Here is an 18,663-nt window from a genome sequence, read left to right as displayed (position 1 = left end):
TCTCTGTACCAAAGGCGTTTAATTTATGAATTAAGTTCATAAGGTTAAGTTCATTGACAGCCTTAACCACCACTTGTTCAGCCGCTATGCTTTTTCAGTTAGCACCATGAAAGAGTGATAAAAATGAAAGATGTCATTGTTGTTATAGGTAGTGGCTCTATCGCACAGGCCATTGCGCGACGCGTCAGCGTCGGAAAACATATTCTTCTGGCTGATATCAAAACAGAAAATGCACAGCAGGCTGAAAATACGCTCTCTCGTGCGGGTTTTGAGGTAAGCACAACGACGGTCGATGTTAGCTCTCGCCAGTCGGTTCAGGCACTGGTGAAGTCAGCCTGTGCATTAGGTGAGATTAAAGGCGTTATTCATACGGCCGGCCTTTCCCCTTCACAGGCCAAAGCACAGGATCTTCTCCGGGTCGATTTGTACGGCACCGCCGTGCTTTTTGAGGAGTTTGGCAAGGTGATTGCGCGCGGCGGCTCCTGCGTGGTGATTGGCTCGCAGTCCAGCCATCGCTTAGCCGTTGATGCGTTGACTCAGGCCCAGGCGGATGAACTGGCAACGTTACCGCCGGAAGAGCTGCTTGAGCTACCGCTGGTGAAAGATATTGAAGACAGCCTTTACGCCTACCAGATTTCCAAGCGTTGCAATGCGCTGCGCGTGATGTCTGAAGCGGTGACGTGGGGCAAGCGTGGCGCACGAATTAACTGCATCAGCGCCGGGATAATTTTTACGCCGCTGGCCTATGACGAGCTTAACAGCGCAGAACGTGGCGCGTTTTACCGCAATATGCTGGATAAATCTCCCGTAGGCCGGGGCGGCACACCGGATGAAATTGGCGCGCTGGCAGAGTTTTTGTTTGGGCCTAATGGTACCTACGTCACCGGCAGCGATCTGCTGATTGATGGCGGCGCTACAGCGTCTTACAAATATGGCGAATTACGCCCGCAATAAACCCTCTTACTCTTCCCACGACATGACGGCCGCTGTGTGGCCATGATGTCGCTTCACTTCTTATTCGGAGATTCAAAGATGACCTTAAATGTGAAAGGTTATGCCGCTTTTGCCGCAAAAGAGGATTTAGTTCCGCACAATTTTGTCCGCCGCGACCCGCGCGATAACGATGTGGTCATCGAGATTTTATATAGCGGCGTTTGTCACTCAGACATCCACAATGCGTTTAATGACTGGGGTGGAGCAAAATATCCGATGGTGCCGGGTCATGAAATCATTGGCCGTGTCAGTCAGGTTGGCAAGGCGGTGACCAAATTCCGTGTGGGTGATTATGCCGGTGTGGGCTGCATGGTGGACTCCTGCCAGCATTGTAAACCCTGTGAGCAAGGGCTGGAGCAGTACTGCGAAGAGGGTAATACCTTAACCTATAACGATACTGACAGGCATGACCATATGCCAACCTATGGTGGCTATTCGGACAAGATTGTTGTCACTGAAAAATTCGTCATCAAAGTGCCTGAGACGCTGGACTTAAAAGGTGCAGCTCCACTGCTGTGTGCGGGCATCACCACCTGGTCACCGCTTCGTCACTGGAATGTTGGCCCGGGCAGCAAAGTCGCGGTCGTTGGGTTAGGAGGCCTGGGGCATATGGCGATTAAATTAGCCAAAGCGCTGGGCGCAGAAGTCACGTTATTCAGTCGTTCGCCGAATAAAGAGGCCGACGCCCGCCGTCTGGGGGCATCGCATATTGTTATTTCAACCGATGAAAAGCAGATGCAGGGCGCGCATAACCAGTTTGATTTGATTATCGATACGGTTCCTTATGTGCATGATCTGAATCCCTATATTCCGACGCTGGCGCTGAGCGGAACACTGGTGCTTGTGGGGTATCTGGGAGACTTGAATCCGATGCTTAACAGCGCGCCGCTGATTTTAGGGCGAAAATCGGTGGCTGGCTCGGTCATTGGTGGGATTGCGGAGACACAGGAAATGATCGATTTCTGTGCAGAGCATCAGATAACGTCTGATATTGAGTTGATTAATATTTCGGATATTAACACGGCCTGGCAGCGGATGCTAAAGAGTGATGTAAAATATCGCTTTGTGATCGATATGGCTTCATTGAAGGCGTAATTAAAAAAGGCGGTAGAATATACCGCCTTTTTTATATTTATCTTATTGCGTCATTGCATTAAGATCGCGAATAACGCACTCAGGCTCTGAGTCCATGGGCATGTTGTTTAAATCATGAATACCATCGTTTTTATCTGCGCGGTCCTGTTGCAGGGCTGAGAAAAGCGGGGTGAGATTCTGTTGCTCTTTCCCTTTTACGGCAATGAGTTCAAGCGTTTTATTCTTAGCATCATCGTCTGTTAATGCGCTAACCAGTACTCTGGCTATTTGTTTACGGGAAATCACGCCATCGATCGGTGTGCCTGAATGACGTCTGTCTCCCTGTAACATGACGATTTGTTGTTCATTCGGTTTGTTGTAATCAAACCAACCAGGCCTGACGATGGTATAGGGGTGACCGCTGGCACGAACCAGGCGTTCCGCACGACGTTTCCAGTCATGCGCTTCCGTCTGGCGGTTATACGAACCTTCTCTTTCTGTCACGCCGATGGCAGTCATCAGCGCAACTCTGACTCGCCGATGCTTAAGTTGTTGAAGAATATTTTTCACCCCGCCATAGTCCACTGCCCGAGCACCAATGCGGCCTAATCCATCGGACCCGAGGGTGAAAATAACGGCATCAATATCATCACCAATGCCGGTCAATGTTTCCGGGACAGAGACGTCGCCATAAACAATCTCAATTCCCTGTGGCAACAATTTTCTTTTTTTTGGGGAACGGACCAGGGCTTTCGATTGATGTCCCATTTCTATCGACATTTCTACAACATGACGACCAATACTGCCGGTCGCACCGACAATTAAAACCTTCATTATAAACCTGCTGAGCAATTGGAGAATTTAACTGTGAAGAAGTGTATCAACTGTGATTATTGAGAGTAACGAGGCTAAAATGATTGCGTCTATGAACCCTTCTCATGATTAAGTTACTAGCCAAAACATTAAGGGAAATCGCGTGCTTAAAGAAAATTTCAATGAACTTCAGCTCTTTCTGGCCGTGGCGCGGGAGAGAAGTTTTACCCGGGCGGCGGCTAAACTCGGGGTTTCCCAGTCAGCCCTGAGCCATGCCATGAAGGCGCTGGAGGCCAGGCTTAATATCCGTCTGCTGACCCGCACCACGCGCAGCGTGGCACCCACGGAAGCAGGGGAGAGGATCATCGCCTGTCTGGAGCCTCGCCTGACAGAGCTGGAACAAGAGCTGGAACAACTGGTGCAGCTTAATGGCATTGCTGCCGGGAATATCCGTATCTCTGCCGGAGAGCATGCGGCGAAAAGTCTGGTGTGGCCGAAACTTAAACCTTTCCTGCGCGAGTATCCTGAGATTAATGTTGAACTGGTGGTGGATAATGGCTTTGTGAATATCGTTGAAGGGCGATTTGATGCGGGCGTTCGCCTTGGGGAAAGCCTCGATAAAGATATGGTTGCGGTACGCATTGGACCGGACCTGAGGCTGGTCGTGGTGGGATCACCCGACTATTTTACACATTATGGTATTCCTGATACCCCACACGACCTTCAGCGTCACCGTTGTATTAACATGCGGCTTCCGACGCTGGGAGGGCTATACCATTGGGAATTTGAAAAGGATGGAAAACCCCTTCAGGTGAAGGTGGACGGTCAGCTTACCTTTAATAATCTCTCAGAAAGAATCGATGCGGCAGAAGCAGGCTTTGGGCTTTCGTTTGTCCCTGAAGATATGGTCAAACAGCAGCTTGAATCAGGAGCATTGATTGAGGTATTGCAGGAGTGGAGCCCGGTATTTCCGGGCTATTATCTTTACTATCCCAGCCGGAATCAGCATCCTCCTGCCTTTGCTTTAATGATTGATGCGTTACGCTATACCGCTTGAAAAAATCACCGGAGCAGGGGCTCCGGTGGTTTTGATTACTCATCATCCTCGTCATCATTGACACGCTTGCCAGTAAAACGACGGCGTACAACGACAAAGAACACTGGCACAAAGTAGATCGCCAGCAGCGTTGCCGCGACCATCCCACCAATGACACCAGTCCCAACGGCATTCTGTGCGCCAGACCCAGCTCCACGGCTTAATGCCAGTGGCAGAACCCCGAGTATAAAGGCCAGTGAGGTCATTAATATCGGGCGCAGACGCATATGTGCTGCCTCAAGCGTCGCTTCAATTAGACCTTTTCCTTCCTTCACCATCATGTCGTTGGCAAATTCAACGATCAGGATCGCGTTCTTCGCCGATAAACCGATGGTTGTAAGCAGGCCGACAACGAAATAGACGTCGTTATTGAGACCACGCAAGGTCGTTGCGAGCAACGCACCAACGACGCCTAGCGGTACTACCAGCATCACAGCAAATGGAATAGACCAGCTTTCATACAGCGCTGCCAGACACAGGAAAACGATAATCAACGACAGGGCATAAAGAGCCGGAGCCTGCTGACCACTCAGGCGTTCCTGATATGACATCCCGGTCCAGTCGTGACCAATCCCTTTTGGTAACTGCGAAGCCAGTTGCTCCATCAATGCCATAGCTTCGCCTGAACTTCGACCCGGTGCGGGTTGCCCGAGAATTTCCAGCGAAGAAAGACCGTTATAGCGCTCCAGGCGCGGAGAACCGTAAATCCACTGCGCGTCAGCAAAGCTTGCGAAGGGCACCATCTTGCCGTTACCGGCGCGAACGTACCAGTTATTGAGATCGTCAGGCATCATGCGCCATGCCGCATCGCTCATGACATAGACTTTTTTAACCCTGCCTCTGTCCATAAAGTCATTGACGTAACTGCCTGCCCAGGCGGTGCTGAGCGTGGTGTTGATATCATCCAGCGAAACCCCCAGCGCGGACGCCTTATGTTGATCGATATTGACCCGATACTGCGGCGTATCTTCCATGCCGTTTGGCCGCACGGCCATCAGCACATCTGGGTGCTGCTGCGCCATCTGGAGCAGAGTATTACGCGCTTCCATCAACTTTTCATGCCCCAGGCCCGCCTGATCGATCAGCTCAAAATCAAAGCCGGTGGCGTTACCCAGCGCGATGATAGGCGGCAGGTTGAATGCGGCAATCTGTGCATCAATCAGCTTCGAAAACGCCCGGTTAGCCCGGGCGGCGATGGCATCAACGCTGTTTTCGCTACCGTCACGCTCAGACCAGTCTTTCAGGCCGATAAAAGCGATACCAATATTCTGCCCGCGCCCGGCAAAACCAAAGCCATTGACGGTCAGCACGTTGGCAACGTTGTGTTTCTCATCACTCAGATACCAGTCGTTAATTTGATCGAGAATCTGCTGCGAACGTTCCTGCGTGGCGCCAGCAGGCAGAACCGCCTGCGTCGCCAGGACGCCCTGATCTTCTGACGGCAGAAACGCGGTCGGCAGACGGGCAAACAGCCAGGCCATACCGAGTACGATCACGCCGTAGACGATCAAATAGCGTCCGGTACCGTTCAGCATACGGGCAACGGCACGCGAGTAGTGCGAGCTGCTGGCATCGAAGCGGCGGTTGAACCAACCGAACAGCCCACGATCTTTAGCGTGTTCACCGGGTTTGACCGGTTTCAGGATGGTGGCGCAAAGTGCAGGCGTCAGGGTGAGTGCAACCAGCACTGACAGCACCATCGCCGAGACAATAGTGATGGAGAACTGGCGATAAATGACGCCCGTACTGCCGCCAAAAAAGGCCATCGGAATAAATACCGCGGACAGGACCAGTGCAATCCCTACCAGTGCGCCCTGGATCTGATCCATCGATTTTCGCGTTGCCGCACGGGGCTTAAGGCCTTCCTCGGCCATCACGCGCTCAACGTTCTCTACCACCACAATGGCATCATCAACCAGCAGGCCGATGGCCAGCACCATCCCGAACATCGTCAGGGTATTGATCGAGTAGCCCAGCGCGCTCAGGATGCCGAACGTCCCCAGCAGCACGACCGGCACCGCGATAGTGGGAATAAGCGTCGCACGGAAGCTTTGCAGGAACAGATACATCACGAGGAAGACGAGGATAATCGCCTCAAACAGCGTCTTCACCACCTCATGAATCGAGATGCTGATAAACGGCGTGGTGTCATAAGGGTAAACTACTTTTAACCCCTCTGGATAATACGGTTCCAGCTCTGTCAGTTTAGCGCGAATAGCTTTTGCGGTATCCATGGCATTTGCCCCGCTGGCAAGCTGGATCCCCAGCGCGGAAGCCGGTTTACCGTTTATTTTCACCACAAACTGGTAGTTCTCGCCGCCGCGTTCGATTCGCGCCACATCATGTAGTGTGACTTGCGAGCCATCGCTGTTGACCTTCAGCAAAATGTTCCCGAACTCTTCCGGCGAGGTGAGGCGGGTTTGCGCAATGATGGACGCATTTAACTGCTGGCCTTTTATCGCAGGCGCACCACCCAGCTGACCAGCGGCAATTTGCGCGTTCTGTACCTTAAGGGCATTGCTGACATCAACAGGGGTCAGCTGATAGTTATTGAGCTTATTGGGATCCAGCCAGATGCGCATCGCGTACTGTGAACCAAACAGCGTCGTGTCTCCCACTCCATCAATACGGCTGATCGGATCTTTAATGGTGGATGCCACGAAGTCGGCGATGTCTTCCATGCTCATGCGCCCGGTTTCGTCAACAAAGCCGGGCACCAGGAAGAAGGTACTGGAGGATTTCATCACCGTAATCCCTTGTTGCTGCACTTCCTGTGGCAGAAGGGGAGTGGCGACCTGGAGCTTATTCTGCACCTGAACCTGTGCGATATCCGGATCGGTGCCGTTTTTAAAGGAGAGGGTCAGTTGCAGTGTCCCGGAAGAGTCACTGGTTGAGGACATGTACATCAGGCCATCCAGGCCAGTCATGTTCTGCTCAATCACCTGCGTCACGCTATTTTGCAGCGTGGTGGCATCAGCCCCAGGATAGCTCACGCGGACCTGTACCGCCGTTGGCGCAACGTCCGGGTATTGCTCCACGGGTAACCCCATAATCGCGATTCCCCCGGCAATCATCACGATAATAGCCAGCACCCAGGCGAAAATAGGGCGGTTAATGAAAAATTTAGACATGGATGATTATTCCTGTGAAGACGAACCGGAGCGCGTGGCGCGTTCATGCGGGGTCACAACCTCGCCGGGTTTAATCCGCTGACTGCCTGAAACAATGACCCGTTCACCAGCCTGAAGACCTTCGGTGACCTGCCAAAGACCGCCAGACGCTCCCGTCACGGTTATCGCGCGGGGTTGTACCCGATTTTGCTTATCAACAATGAGCGTCATGGCGTCACCACGTGGTGTACGGGTGACAGCCTGCTGGGCAACCAGCAGTGCTTCTGGTGCAACACCTTCTTCAAGACGGGCGCGAACAAACATACCGGGTAGCAGTTGATGATTTGGGTTAGGAATAATGGCGCGAAGGGTAATTGCGCCCGTGGTTTGATCCACCGTGACATCAGAGAACGCCAGTGTGCCGCTCAGCGGATAAGGGGTTCCATCCTGCATAAGTACATGGACAGGCACTTTGCCGTTTTCCTGCTTAATCTTGCCACTCGCAAGTGCACTCTGTAGCCGTAACCACGCCTCGCCCGGCTGGGTGATATCAACGAACATTGGATCTAACTGCTGCACGGTAGCCAGCGCAGTACTTTGACCGTTCTGGACCAGCGCCCCTTCAGTCACGCTAGATAACCCGATGCGACCACTTAGTGGTGACGTTACCGTGCTGTGGGACAAATCGATTTCGGCAGATCGAAGGGCTGCGCTGGCCGCATCGATTGCCGCACGCGACTGCTGGGCAGTGGCCTGAGCCTGATCGAGATCCTGACGACTGATATAATCTTTCCCGCTCAGTGCCCGGTAGCGGGAAAGCGTTGTCTGGGCAAGCTCCGACTGGGCCTTCGCCTGATTGAGTGCCGCCCGGGCATTATCCACTGATGCGCGGAAGGTTGCAGGGTCGATATGGTAGAGTGGTTGACCGGCTTTAACCTCGCTGCCTTCTGTAAAATCACGGGAAAGCACAATCCCTGAAACCTGCGGGCGGATTTCCGCAATACGGGATGCCACCGTTCTTGCAGGGAGATCGCTGGTCAGGGTGAGGGGCGTTGCTTTTACTGTTTCGACAATAACATCAGGAGGAATATCTTTGCTGGCGGTAGACGCGTCCTTACTGTCGCACCCGGCCAACCCTGTCGTCATAGAAAAAATGCATAGCATAGCCAGAGGCGAATAAGCCACCGAACTTTTCATCATATTGAACTCTTATTATCAGTGCAGTTTAAAAATGCTTTTCTGTATATAATCGGCGATACGCTTGAGGTGGGACATTGTATTTTTTTGAGAATGACCTAGTGAATGACTGCTGGGATTCAAAACCATAACGAATACCAATATCAAGTACTTTATCACGACTGATAATGAGATCGTTTGCTGCTAACGCCAGTTTTTTATCCCGTATATATGTCGCAATATTCTGTCCTTTCATCTGAAAGAAAACGCGCTGGAGATGCCACTTTGAATACCCCGCGCGCGCTGCAACATCATTGATACTGAGTGGTTGATGGATATTGTCGTCTATCCATCTGGTTATTTCAGTGATCAATTGCTCGAGTTTAATCATTATCAGTCTCACTCTGTTACAACCAGTAAGAGGATAAAATGAACCCGCGAAAATGAACTAAGCAGGATTATTTATAAATCTCTGCTACGCCATGCAGTTTGTTATTTCCTGTAGCCGAAATAACTTTAAAAGAGGATGCACCTTGCTTATCTGCCTGGCCAGCAAGTTTGGCTACTAATTCATCAAGCGTAGTGGCACCACTGGCGGAAACAACGCCAATTTTTTCTTTGCCTGCATCACTTGAGATTGTCTGTGCGGAAAATGCACTGTTAATGGAAAACAGAGACAAAAGTGCGGAGAGAATTAATACGGTACTTTTCATGGTAAACCTCGTAAGTAATATTTTTAACAATATGACGGAACGAGGACATCATAACGGGTTTAGCGTGGTTGATTAAGATAGCCAGACCGCATACACCTATGAATAAAAAACATGAATAATCTGTACCTCAGGGATTTTACACCTCTAATTTGATAATGCCATCACTTAAAGTGCTGTCATTGTTGATGGTAGTTCATAAAACGATACTGAAGGCGCTCGTGGCGATAGCAAAAAAAATGCAGCCCGAAGGCTGCATAGTAATATGTTGATTATTTCAATGTTGTCATATCAACAACAAAGCGATATTTCACGTCTCCCTTTTCCAGCCTGCTGAAGGCGTCATTTATCTGGCTGGCATCAATCAGTTCGATATCTGCGGTAATATTGTTCTCGGCACAGAAATTAAGCATCTCCTGGGTTTCAGCAATGCCGCCAATATTCGAGCCTGAGAAGCTACGACGGCCTTTCACGACATTAAATGCGGAAATTTCAATAGGCTCCGGAGGCAGCCCGACAAGCACCACGGAACCATCAATTTTTAATAATTTCAGATACGCATTAACGTCATGCTTTGCCGATACGGTATCTAAAATCAGATCCAGTTTGCCGGCAAATTTAGCCATTTGTTGTGCATCGGAAGAGAGTACCGCTTCATGTGCGCCTAAGCGATTCGCATCCTCAACTTTAGCCTGCGATGTCGTAAAGACCACAACATGAGCACCCATGGCTTTTGCTATTTTTATCGCAACATGCCCAAGCCCGCCAATGCCCAAGATCCCCACCACTTTACCGGCACCGGCTTGCCAGTGTTTGAGTGGCGAATAGACGGTAATACCGGCGCAAAGTAACGGCGCTGCGGCGGCGAGATCTAAATTATCCGGCATTTTCAGCGTGTAACTTTCCCGGCAAACATAAGTTTGTGAGAATCCACCGTAGGTCATTCCACCCAGATGTTTATCTGGTGTATTAAATGATAATGTCGTACCTGATTCGCAGAATTGCTCCAGATCGTGGCGGCAGGCATGGCACTCACCGCAGGAATCGACGATACAACCGACAGCGGCAAAATCACCGGGTTTAAATCTGGTGACATTCTCACCGACAGCAATCACCCGGCCAACGATTTCATGTCCGGGGACAACCGGATAATGGGTGCCGCCAAAATCATTTTTGATTTGATGTAAATCAGAGTGACAGATGCCGCAGTAGAGAATTTCTATTTCCACATCATCATTTAATAATCCGCGACGTTTAATGCTGAATTCTTTCAGAGGATGCGTTGCCGCATCGGTACCAATCGCTTTGACCGTCTTAATCATATTTAACCTTTAAAAGTCTGAAAGCATTCCCAAGTGTAGTTCTGGAGAATTTATTTAAATAGATGGCTAACGGCCCACTCGAGACTGCAATGAGGCAGGGTAACGTTCGCCGACAATTTTGACCGTATCGAGAGCGGCTTTTATCTTCAGCAATTCAGCCTGAGACAACGATATAGATGATGCGGCCATGTTCTCTTCCAGACGATGGCGTTTTGTTGTACCCGGAATAGGGACAATCCAGGTTTTTTGAGCAAGCAGCCATGCCAGCGCAATTTGTGCCGGGCTGACGCCTTTGTCTTTTGCAATTACTTCCAAAAGAGCAACAAGTTGTTTATTGGATTCCAGTGCTTCGGTCTCGAAACGAGGGACTTTACGGCGGAAGTCATTCTCTGCAAAGGCTGTGGAAGCGTTAATGGTTCCAGTCAGGAATCCTTTACCTAACGGGCTGAAGGGAACAAATCCTATGCCGAGTTCCTCAAGAAGTGGCAGGATCTCTTGTTCAGGCTCGCGCCACCACATTGAGTATTCGCTTTGCAGGGCAGTGACAGGTTGTACGGCATGCGCACGACGAATAGTTTGCGCCCCCGCTTCGGACAGACCGAAATGTTTAACTTTACCTTCAGCGATCAGGTCCTTCACTGTTCCCGCAACATCTTCAATGGGGACATCCGGGTCGACACGATGTTGATACAGCAGATCAATGACATCAGTCTTGAGACGGCGTAATGATCCTTCCACAGCTTCACGGATATGCTCCGGACGGCTGTTTAAAATCTGCTGCTTGTTGTCGTCGCCAAAAGTAAAACCAAACTTAGTGGCGATGACCACGCGGTCACGAAATGGTTTTAAGGCTTCGCCGACAACCTCTTCATTAAGGAAAGGGCCATACACTTCAGCGGTATCGAAAAAGGTGACGCCACGTTCAACCGCTGCGCGAATCAGCTCGATAGCCTGACGAGTATCGGTCGCCGGGCCGTAGCCGTGGCTTAAGCCCATGCAGCCTAGCCCAAGCGAGGAGACTTCGAGTCGGGATTTACCCAGATAACGTTTTTGCATTGAATGAATACCTCTTTTATCGCTACTTAAACATCAAGTTTGCGGCCAGTCAGCCATTCCACCATCGCCGGATCGCGGTGAGAGAAGAAGGCGCTGGTTGCGGTGTCGAGGGCGGCAATCTGCAGCATATCTTCAGAGCTGAGTTCAAAATCGAGAATGTTGATGTTCTCTTCCATGCGTTCTTTGCGCACCGACTTCGCCAGTGAAATGATGCCTCTCTGGAAGATCCAACGCAGTACAACCTGGCCCACGCTTTTGCCGTACTTCTGGCCAATTGCCGTTAACATGGGATGCTGGAACAGGCCATTTTTACCCTCAGCAAACGGTGCCCAGGCTTCCGGCTGAATGCCATGGCTTTGATTCCATGGAACCGCATGCAGCTGCTGGTTGAAGGGGTTAACTTCAATTTGGTTCACCGCAGGAGCCACGTTGTTGAAGGCGATAAGGTCGGCCAGTCGGTCAGGATGGAAGTTGCTTACGCCGATAGCACGAATTTTGCCTGCCTGCTGCAGTTCTTCCATTGCACGCCATGCTCCATGGACATCGCCATAAGGCTGGTGAATCAAATACAGGTCGACGTAATCAAGTTGCAGCCGGTTCAGGGAGCGTTCGAACTGTGCTTTAGCGCCTTCATAATTAGTATCCTGCAGCCACAGTTTGGTCGTTACAAAGAGTTCGTTACGGGCGATACCAGTCTGTTTCAGAGCGTTCCCGACCTGGGTCTCATTCTGGTAAGACGCTGCAGTATCGATCAGACGGTATCCCGCATAAATTGCATCAATAACGGCTCTTTCGCATTCAGCAGTATCAGTCATCTGGAAGACACCAAAGCCCAGCAGGGGCATTTCAATACCGTTGTTCAGTTTTACAGTTTGCACATGAATATCCTCAATCCAGGGGGTGAAAAGAGCTTAACGCACCCTTATTTATTTGATTAGAGAGTAATATTGTCTAAGGTTAATTAGCTGTACTCATAAATGAATTGTGAGCAACGCTTATGTATGGCTACTGGAGATTTTTATCTTTAAGAAACTTGCAAACCAAATCAGCAATCTGGATGTTATTCAGGTCGGAGAACGGAAAGTGAGTATTCCCTTTGATTCCTACTTCAGGCAGATGTGTCACAGTGACATCCCCGCCATGCTTGTTGACCACGTCACGCCACTCGCGAGCCATCGCCAGACGTACGCGCCAGCTGTCCTGCGCGGGCATGGAGACAGGTTTATCCGGTATGTTATCGCCGTAAATAATCAGAATCGGGATTTTGGTCAGTGCCATAAACTGTTCAATTGGCACTGGCTCACCCTTTAGCGTGTCAAACGCGCTTGGCATAGGGGCAGGGAGTTCTTTTTCCGGGAAGACAAAGCTGCTTCCCGGCTCGAAGGCGACAATGGCTTTGACCTTGTCATTTTTCATCGCAGTGTACCAGCCTGGCCCGCCACCCTGAGAGTGGGTGAAGAGGATAGCGGGGCCGGATTTATCCACGACGGCGGACATCGCATCAGAGATCACATTGATATCAAACGGTCCGGTGTTCGGGGTCATCTGACGGAAATACTGGTTCAACGCTTCTTTGTCGTGAGAAAACTGAACACCTTTAAAATACTCTGGCCACACGCCAACTCGGAACTGGTTAAACCACATTTGTTCATCCGGTTTAGGCGTAACAGTACCTTCTACAGTCGTGCGCCCGGCGCTGCCCCGGCGTGGTTGATCGACAAGATAAGTTGAGAACCCACGACGCAAGAATATGTTCTGGAACCCTTCGCGACCATCCGGGGTACTTTCCCAGGTACGGGAGAACTGACCTGCGCCGTGCAGCATGACGATAGGGTATTTATGCGGATTCTCAGGAATTTGGTAGAAGACAGACGCATGATCGCCATGGTAGGTTTGGCCAGCGGAATCCAGCGGCTTCTTCGCGTCAAATTTACCTGGAGCGGTGTTGATAGTACCGCCAGCAGAAAAGCTTCCCTGTTCCTGAATGACCAACGGCTCGGCGTATACCGACTGAGCCACCAGGCCACCCGCCATCATGCATATGGCCAGCGTTTTTAAGATTGTCTTCAATATTACATCCTCTGTTATGTTTGCCGTTCGATCATATCTGAGTTGTCAGCGTTAATTATTAAGCCCCCCCTGATTGCCCTTATTTGGCAGACTCATGAATGCGGACGATTAACTGCGTATTGTCTCTAACCAACTGGTGACCATTTCAGTTGTTCTTCGCTCCTGGTCGCATTCAATAACCAGCGGTTTTTCCCGACGCGCAGTTGCGGCGAGACGGGTAAGGATGTCGTCGCTGTCTCCTTTACCGTAGCCACCGTGAGTAATGAAGGGGATGAGCAATTTGCCCGCAAGGTTGTGGCTGCTGAGAAATGCTTGAACTACAGGCGGCACGCTGGTCCCCCAGATCGGAAAGCCTAAATAAACGGTCTCGTAGCGTGAGATGTCTGCAATGTTATTTTTTAATGCCGGTTTTACGCCTCGCTCACGCTCATTTTTCGCCTGTTCAACGGTCTGAAAATAGTCTTCTGGATAAGGCGTAGCCGGTTCGATTTCAAACAGATCGGTATTCAGGCTGCGGTGAATGACGCCCGCAATGACTCGTGTATTTCCGCTGCGGGAAAAGTACGCCACCAGAACACGGCTTTTACCCTGCACGTTTGCGGTTCCGGTCGCCGCTGATGCCAAAGAAACGTTCATCAGCGTGAAACCAGCTAGTGCGGAGATTAACATTCTGCGGTTGGGTTCATGCTCCATAACCCACTCCTAATTGTTTGCGAGCGCCTGCTGCAGTGCTTTTTCAGCTCGCGTTGCGGCATCACTTTCGCCATGTTCACGCAGAACCTGTGCAAGCTGCCGCAGCTGTGCTGCCGTGAGGCCGACCCGCATGCTTGCTCGTGTATGCGATAACAGCTGTGCTTCAACGCCTGGAGTGGCTGCTAATGCGCCAACCGTTGCCAGCTCGCGGCTTTGCCAGTCGAGGTTATCGCGGGCGAAAATATCACCGAAAAGATGCGTTTGCAGGAACTGGTTAATCACCGGGGCAAAATCAAACAGCGGGCCCTGGACGGGAGCGCCTGAGATTTTTGTCTGGTTTGCGGTACCGACACGGCGAAGGTCATCCCCGACAGGGATCGGGGCAACCGGTTCTTTACCCTCAACGTCTTTGATACCACGTTGTTTACGTGCTTCGACGACATTCATCAGTTCACTAAGCGCATTCAGGCTACGGGGGAAGCCCGTATAGGCATAGAGCTGGACGAGAATCTCTTTGGTTTCGTTTATCGTGAGTCCGGCGTCAAGCCCCTGATTCAGGGCGGCATTCAGCTTATCCATCTGACTGCTAGCCATCGATACAGCAATCAACGAAATGGCCTGCTGGCGGGCTGACAACGTATCTGAAACCGTTTGTTCGTGGTTCATTTCTGAGGCTCCTTTATTGACGGGGGCAGCATTTGCCGCGAGACCAAAACCAAAGGTCAGCAGTAACGATGCCGCTAATGCTTTAATAGGCGTGGTATTGTTCATCTGTCACTTTCTCCATCCAGTTAACGCTTTTGCTATCCACAATCCCGGTTATCGCCAGATGCGTCATCGCGCTGCCGGGGGCCGCCCCGTGCCAGTGTTTGACGCCCGCCGGGCAAGAGACAACGTCACCGGCGCGGATAACCTGCACCGGCTGGCCTTCTTGTTGGGTGAGCCCAACACCAGAGGTCACAATCAGCCGCTGACCTGCCGGATGCGTATGCCAGGCGGAACGAGCGCCTGGTTCAAACGTGACATAAGCCCCGGAAACACTGATGTCGTTATCCGGTTTGAAGAGAGGATCAATCCTGACACGACCGGCAAAGTTCTCGGTGGGCCCATACACCGAGTTCTGACTTCCTGCTGGGGCAATATGGACAGCGGGATATTGTTCCGCTGCCCTGGATGAAAATGTGAATAAGGGCAGCAACAGTCCGAGGAAACGTAAATGTCTGATCATGCGAAGTGTACTTATCTACGATGATGGGAATTACCTGCAATGATTCTAATCACGTCGACATATCGTCAGGCTGACGCTGCCCTGACAATTCTATTGAGTACCACGCTATGTCGATGCAACGATAGGGCAGTTTGATGCCTTCTTTAGCACAAATATTTAATGACCAGCCTTACTCACTCGCGTGGTCAGCGCTATGGCTGCGCTGGCCAGAGTGAAAAACGTGATAATCCAGCCCATCGTCCAGGGGGTTCCGTCGCTGAACATTGCCAACAGCAATGATGAAATGATGCCACTGCCGTACTGGAGTGAACCAATCAGTGCAGAAGCCGACCCCGCAAAATTCGGCGCCGCATCCAGCGCGGCGGCCGTTGCCGTGGCGGCAATAATGCCATTCATTGAAAACAGGATGAAAATTGCGAGGGCAATCAGGGCTATGCCACCGACATTAAGTTTTGTCGCAACAGCCACGACTAATGACGCAATAGCGGCAATCAGTACTGCGCCTTTTAAGAGCGTTTCCAGAGGGTAGTGTTGTACCAGGCGACGGTTAACCGCACTTAGCCCCATAACACCAATAATATTGACGGCAAACAACCAACCGTAATGCTGCGGATCAACATTAAAATATGTGATATAGATAAAAGGAGAGCCAGCGATAAATGCATAAACGGCCACATAATAAAACGTCAGACAGAAGGTGAATTTCATAAAATTCACATGACTGAGTAACCGATAATATGTCCGGAACACATCACTCATTGAGGCCGATACTCGACGTTCAATCGGCAATGTTTCAGGCAACCAGTAAAGTGACAGCAGCATGAATGTGCCAATTGCCGTCAACAACCAGAAAATGGCATGCCAGGAAGTGAATTTAATTATCTGCCCGCCAAGAAGTGGGCCAACAATAGGGGCAATCGCCATGACAATGGTTAATGTTGAAAGCATCTGGGCGGCACGAGTACGGCTAAACAGATCTCGAATCATGGCGCGCGCCAGCATCGGACCGGTGCAGGCCCCAAGCGCCTGAAATACGCGCCAGAAAACGATATGCGAGATGTCAGTAGAAAGTGCGCATCCTGCGGAACCGATAATATATAACACCATGCCGATTATTAGAGGAGGGCGACGACCGAAGCGATCGCTGATCGGCCCCCAGATGAGCTGTGCCAGACAGAAGCCAATCAAAAAACCGGTAATCGTTAATTCTGCATCCCCCTGCAACTCCTTCGCCATAATGGGCATAGCGGGAAGATAGATATCTGTAGACAAGGACGTAAACGCCATCAGGGCGCTGAGGATAAGAATAAACAGTAGTCCGGTTGTCTTCACGGAGGGGGAACAGTTCATAAATACCTGCATAAACAAGAGTAATGCGTACGATAATATCGCTCCGGAAGCAATTAATAATCATCGTAAGCTGATAAGCGTTATGACTCACACTCATGAATAAAGCTTTTTTATCATATATCATTCATAAAGGTACTTTTCATTATTCCATAACTGAGGATACAGAATGCATGATTAATCCACATACAAATACAATCAGGTTCGTTAATATTATCCTCAGCGATTTGGAATGAGGTATGCGAAGAATGACAAATCTATTGATTTTGGGGGCTGCGGGCTCTCTTGCACGAGTGGCTACCCGCTACATACTGGATAACAGCCAGACTCTTTTAACTCTGTACTTACGTGACAGTGGACGCCTGCAAAATCCGGATACAGCCAGGGTAACCATGGTTGAAGGTGATGTTCTGGATTATGAACAACTCAGACTCGCCATGAACGGTAAAGATATTGTGTACGCCAACCTGTCCGGTAATATGAAAGAACAAGCCGAAACGATTGTTCGTGCAATGAAATCTACGGGTGTGCGCCGTTTGATATTTATTAGCTCAATGGGTATATATGATGAAGTCCCGGGTGAAAAGTATGGCATTACTTTGGCTCCATATCGGGAATCCACAAAGATTATAGAAAATGCGGGGCTCGATCATACGATAATCCGACCTGCGTGGTTTACCAATGGGCATGAAGTTGAATATGAGCTAACCCACAAAAATGAGCTTTTTAGGGGCAGCAGTGTTTCCCGATTAAGTATTGCCGATCTGATTAACCGCATAGTGATTGAACCATCACTTTATTTACATGACAGCCTGGGCATAGCCCGTGTTTAATGAGTAAGGAATTCAATATGAAATATCGTCAATTAGGTCGTAGCGGATTAAATGTATCAGCATTGGGTATGGGAGCTATGAATTTAAGTTTTGGAACCGGTAGCGCTGTTGATGAGCGGACCGGGATTGACGTTCTTCATGCTGCCCTCGAAAGAGGAATTAACTTTTTTGACACCGCACAGGCCTATGGCCCTTATACGAATGAAAAGCTTGTAGGTAACGCGTTATCTGCATACCGTGAAAAAGTTATTATTGCGACCAAATTTGGTTTCAAACTGGAAAATGGCGTGACAACAGGCGTTGATAGCAGCCCGGAAAACATCCGTGCTGTTGCCGAAGCATCCCTGAAAAGCCTGAAAACAGATTATATCGATCTCTTTTATCAGCACCGTGTGGATCCGAATGTCCCGATTGAAGATGTTGCGGGAACGCTGGGAGATTTAATTAAGGAAGGAAAGATCCGTCACTATGGATTATCCGAAGTTGGTGCTGCAACAATTCGTCGGGCACATGCAGTAACTCCTGTCACGGCTGTACAAAACCAGTATTCTTTGTGGACTCGCGAGCCTGAAGCAGAAGTATTGCCCGTTTGTGAGGAATTGGGGATCGGGTTTGTGCCATGGGGACCGCTGGGGACCGGATTCCTGACAGGAACGATTGATACCTCGACAAAATTCGATAGCGCAACAGATTTACGTGCAAACTTCCCGCGCTTCACCCCAGAGGCAATAAAAGCAAATATGCCATTAGTCATCATGCTCCGAGAAGTAGCGGCTAGTAAAGGAGCTACACCTGTGCAGGTAGCTCTGGCATGGTTATTGGCACAAAAACCATGGATCGTACCAATCCCCGGGATGGATAAAGTTGCATATATCGACGACAACTTGAAAGCGATTGATCTTGAATTAACTACGGAAGATTTGGCTAATATGGATGCGTTATTAGCAGGTATAAAAATCCAGGGAAATCGACTGGATGATGGCCTGTTGTCAATGTCTGAATGATCACAATTTACATTAATTAATAGATATAAGAGAAAAGAGTGAGTCTCTCTCTTTTCTCCACTATTAGTTACGTCTCAGTCAAATTACTCCAGACTAGTTGACCAGACATATAGGCTTGAAAACATCAGCCCCCCCCCC

Annotated in this window: 18 protein-coding genes; 5 read left to right on the top strand and 13 right to left on the bottom strand. The window is 50.0% G+C overall.

Annotation, left to right across the window (positions count from 1 at the left end; all coding sequences use genetic code 11):
- The first annotated feature begins 123 nt into the window (after positions 1-123).
- Together L977_RS19505 and L977_RS19500 are read left to right on the top strand one after the other, a co-directional pair.
- Positions 124-954 (top strand): SDR family oxidoreductase, encoded by an 831-nt coding sequence (locus L977_RS19505; protein ID WP_047626683.1) that lies wholly within the window; start codon positions 124-126, stop codon positions 952-954.
- A gap of 78 nt (positions 955-1,032) precedes the next feature.
- Positions 1,033-2,088 (top strand): NAD(P)-dependent alcohol dehydrogenase, encoded by a 1,056-nt coding sequence (locus L977_RS19500; protein WP_047626680.1) that lies wholly within the window; start codon positions 1,033-1,035, stop codon positions 2,086-2,088.
- 42 nt (positions 2,089-2,130) lie between these two features.
- On the opposite strand, the gene L977_RS19495 is transcribed toward L977_RS19500, so the two are convergent.
- Complete coding sequence (locus L977_RS19495) at positions 2,131-2,901, bottom strand: SDR family oxidoreductase (protein WP_047626678.1); 771 nt, start codon at positions 2,899-2,901, stop codon at positions 2,131-2,133.
- A gap of 142 nt (positions 2,902-3,043) precedes the next feature.
- Here L977_RS19495 and L977_RS19490 point away from each other — a divergent pair, with 142 nt between their 5' ends.
- On the top strand, positions 3,044-3,937 hold the full coding sequence (locus L977_RS19490) for a LysR family transcriptional regulator (protein WP_047626676.1): 894 nt from the start codon (positions 3,044-3,046) through the stop codon (positions 3,935-3,937).
- A 35-nt stretch (positions 3,938-3,972) separates the two neighbouring features.
- On the opposite strand, the gene L977_RS19485 is transcribed toward L977_RS19490, so the two are convergent.
- The 12 genes from L977_RS19485 to L977_RS19430 form a co-directional block, all read right to left on the bottom strand.
- Positions 3,973-7,107, bottom strand: coding sequence for an efflux RND transporter permease subunit (locus L977_RS19485; RefSeq protein WP_047626674.1), 3,135 nt, complete (start codon positions 7,105-7,107; stop codon positions 3,973-3,975).
- Between the two features lie 6 nt (positions 7,108-7,113).
- Positions 7,114-8,283: an efflux RND transporter periplasmic adaptor subunit gene (locus L977_RS19480; RefSeq protein WP_047626708.1), complete on the bottom strand. Its 1,170-nt coding sequence runs from the start codon at positions 8,281-8,283 to the stop codon at positions 7,114-7,116.
- 28 nt (positions 8,284-8,311) lie between these two features.
- The gene (locus L977_RS19475; protein ID WP_047626673.1) at positions 8,312-8,653 is read right to left on the bottom strand and encodes a helix-turn-helix domain-containing protein; all 342 of its coding nucleotides are present in this window, start codon (positions 8,651-8,653) and stop codon (positions 8,312-8,314) included.
- A 67-nt stretch (positions 8,654-8,720) separates the two neighbouring features.
- A complete protein-coding gene (locus L977_RS19470) occupies positions 8,721-8,975 on the bottom strand; it encodes a DUF1471 domain-containing protein (RefSeq protein WP_047626671.1) in 255 nt (84 codons plus the stop codon).
- A 269-nt stretch (positions 8,976-9,244) separates the two neighbouring features.
- On the bottom strand, positions 9,245-10,291 hold the full coding sequence (locus tag L977_RS19465) for an NAD(P)-dependent alcohol dehydrogenase (RefSeq protein ID WP_442854936.1): 1,047 nt from the start codon (positions 10,289-10,291) through the stop codon (positions 9,245-9,247).
- 69 nt (positions 10,292-10,360) lie between these two features.
- Positions 10,361-11,350, bottom strand: a complete 990-nt coding sequence (locus L977_RS19460) for an aldo/keto reductase (protein ID WP_047626667.1) — start codon at positions 11,348-11,350, stop codon at positions 10,361-10,363.
- Between the two features lie 26 nt (positions 11,351-11,376).
- The gene (locus tag L977_RS19455) at positions 11,377-12,228 is read right to left on the bottom strand and encodes an aldo/keto reductase (RefSeq protein WP_047626665.1); all 852 of its coding nucleotides are present in this window, start codon (positions 12,226-12,228) and stop codon (positions 11,377-11,379) included.
- Positions 12,229-12,355: 127 nt separating this feature from the next.
- Positions 12,356-13,420, bottom strand: a complete 1,065-nt coding sequence (locus L977_RS19450; protein WP_047626664.1) for an alpha/beta hydrolase — start codon at positions 13,418-13,420, stop codon at positions 12,356-12,358.
- Positions 13,421-13,528: 108 nt separating this feature from the next.
- Complete coding sequence (locus tag L977_RS19445) at positions 13,529-14,113, bottom strand: flavodoxin (protein ID WP_047626661.1); 585 nt, start codon at positions 14,111-14,113, stop codon at positions 13,529-13,531.
- A gap of 9 nt (positions 14,114-14,122) precedes the next feature.
- Positions 14,123-14,884, bottom strand: coding sequence for a carboxymuconolactone decarboxylase family protein (locus L977_RS19440; protein ID WP_047626660.1), 762 nt, complete (start codon positions 14,882-14,884; stop codon positions 14,123-14,125).
- A complete protein-coding gene (locus L977_RS19435; RefSeq protein WP_047626659.1) occupies positions 14,862-15,341 on the bottom strand; it encodes a (R)-mandelonitrile lyase in 480 nt (159 codons plus the stop codon). The genes L977_RS19440 and L977_RS19435 overlap by 23 nt, the downstream gene beginning before the upstream one ends.
- Positions 15,342-15,497: 156 nt before the next feature.
- Positions 15,498-16,691 carry a multidrug effflux MFS transporter gene (locus L977_RS19430; RefSeq protein ID WP_047626706.1) on the bottom strand — a complete coding sequence of 398 codons (1,194 nt, stop codon included), beginning with the start codon at positions 16,689-16,691 and terminating at the stop codon, positions 15,498-15,500.
- 245 nt (positions 16,692-16,936) lie between these two features.
- On the opposite strand from L977_RS19430, the gene L977_RS19425 reads away from it, so the two are divergent.
- Both L977_RS19425 and L977_RS19420 read left to right on the top strand, forming a co-directional pair.
- Positions 16,937-17,521: an NAD(P)H-binding protein gene (locus L977_RS19425; RefSeq protein ID WP_047626657.1), complete on the top strand. Its 585-nt coding sequence runs from the start codon at positions 16,937-16,939 to the stop codon at positions 17,519-17,521.
- A gap of 17 nt (positions 17,522-17,538) precedes the next feature.
- Positions 17,539-18,525 carry an aldo/keto reductase gene (locus L977_RS19420; protein WP_047626656.1) on the top strand — a complete coding sequence of 329 codons (987 nt, stop codon included), beginning with the start codon at positions 17,539-17,541 and terminating at the stop codon, positions 18,523-18,525.
- The last annotated feature ends 138 nt before the right edge of the window (positions 18,526-18,663 follow it).

The sequence above is a fragment of the Enterobacter sp. ZOR0014 genome (assembly GCF_000798855.1).
Classification (GTDB): domain Bacteria; phylum Pseudomonadota; class Gammaproteobacteria; order Enterobacterales; family Enterobacteriaceae; genus Enterobacter; species Enterobacter kobei.
The sequence above is the reverse complement of the archived record's forward strand: the minus strand, read 5'-3'. Positions and strand labels throughout refer to the sequence as shown.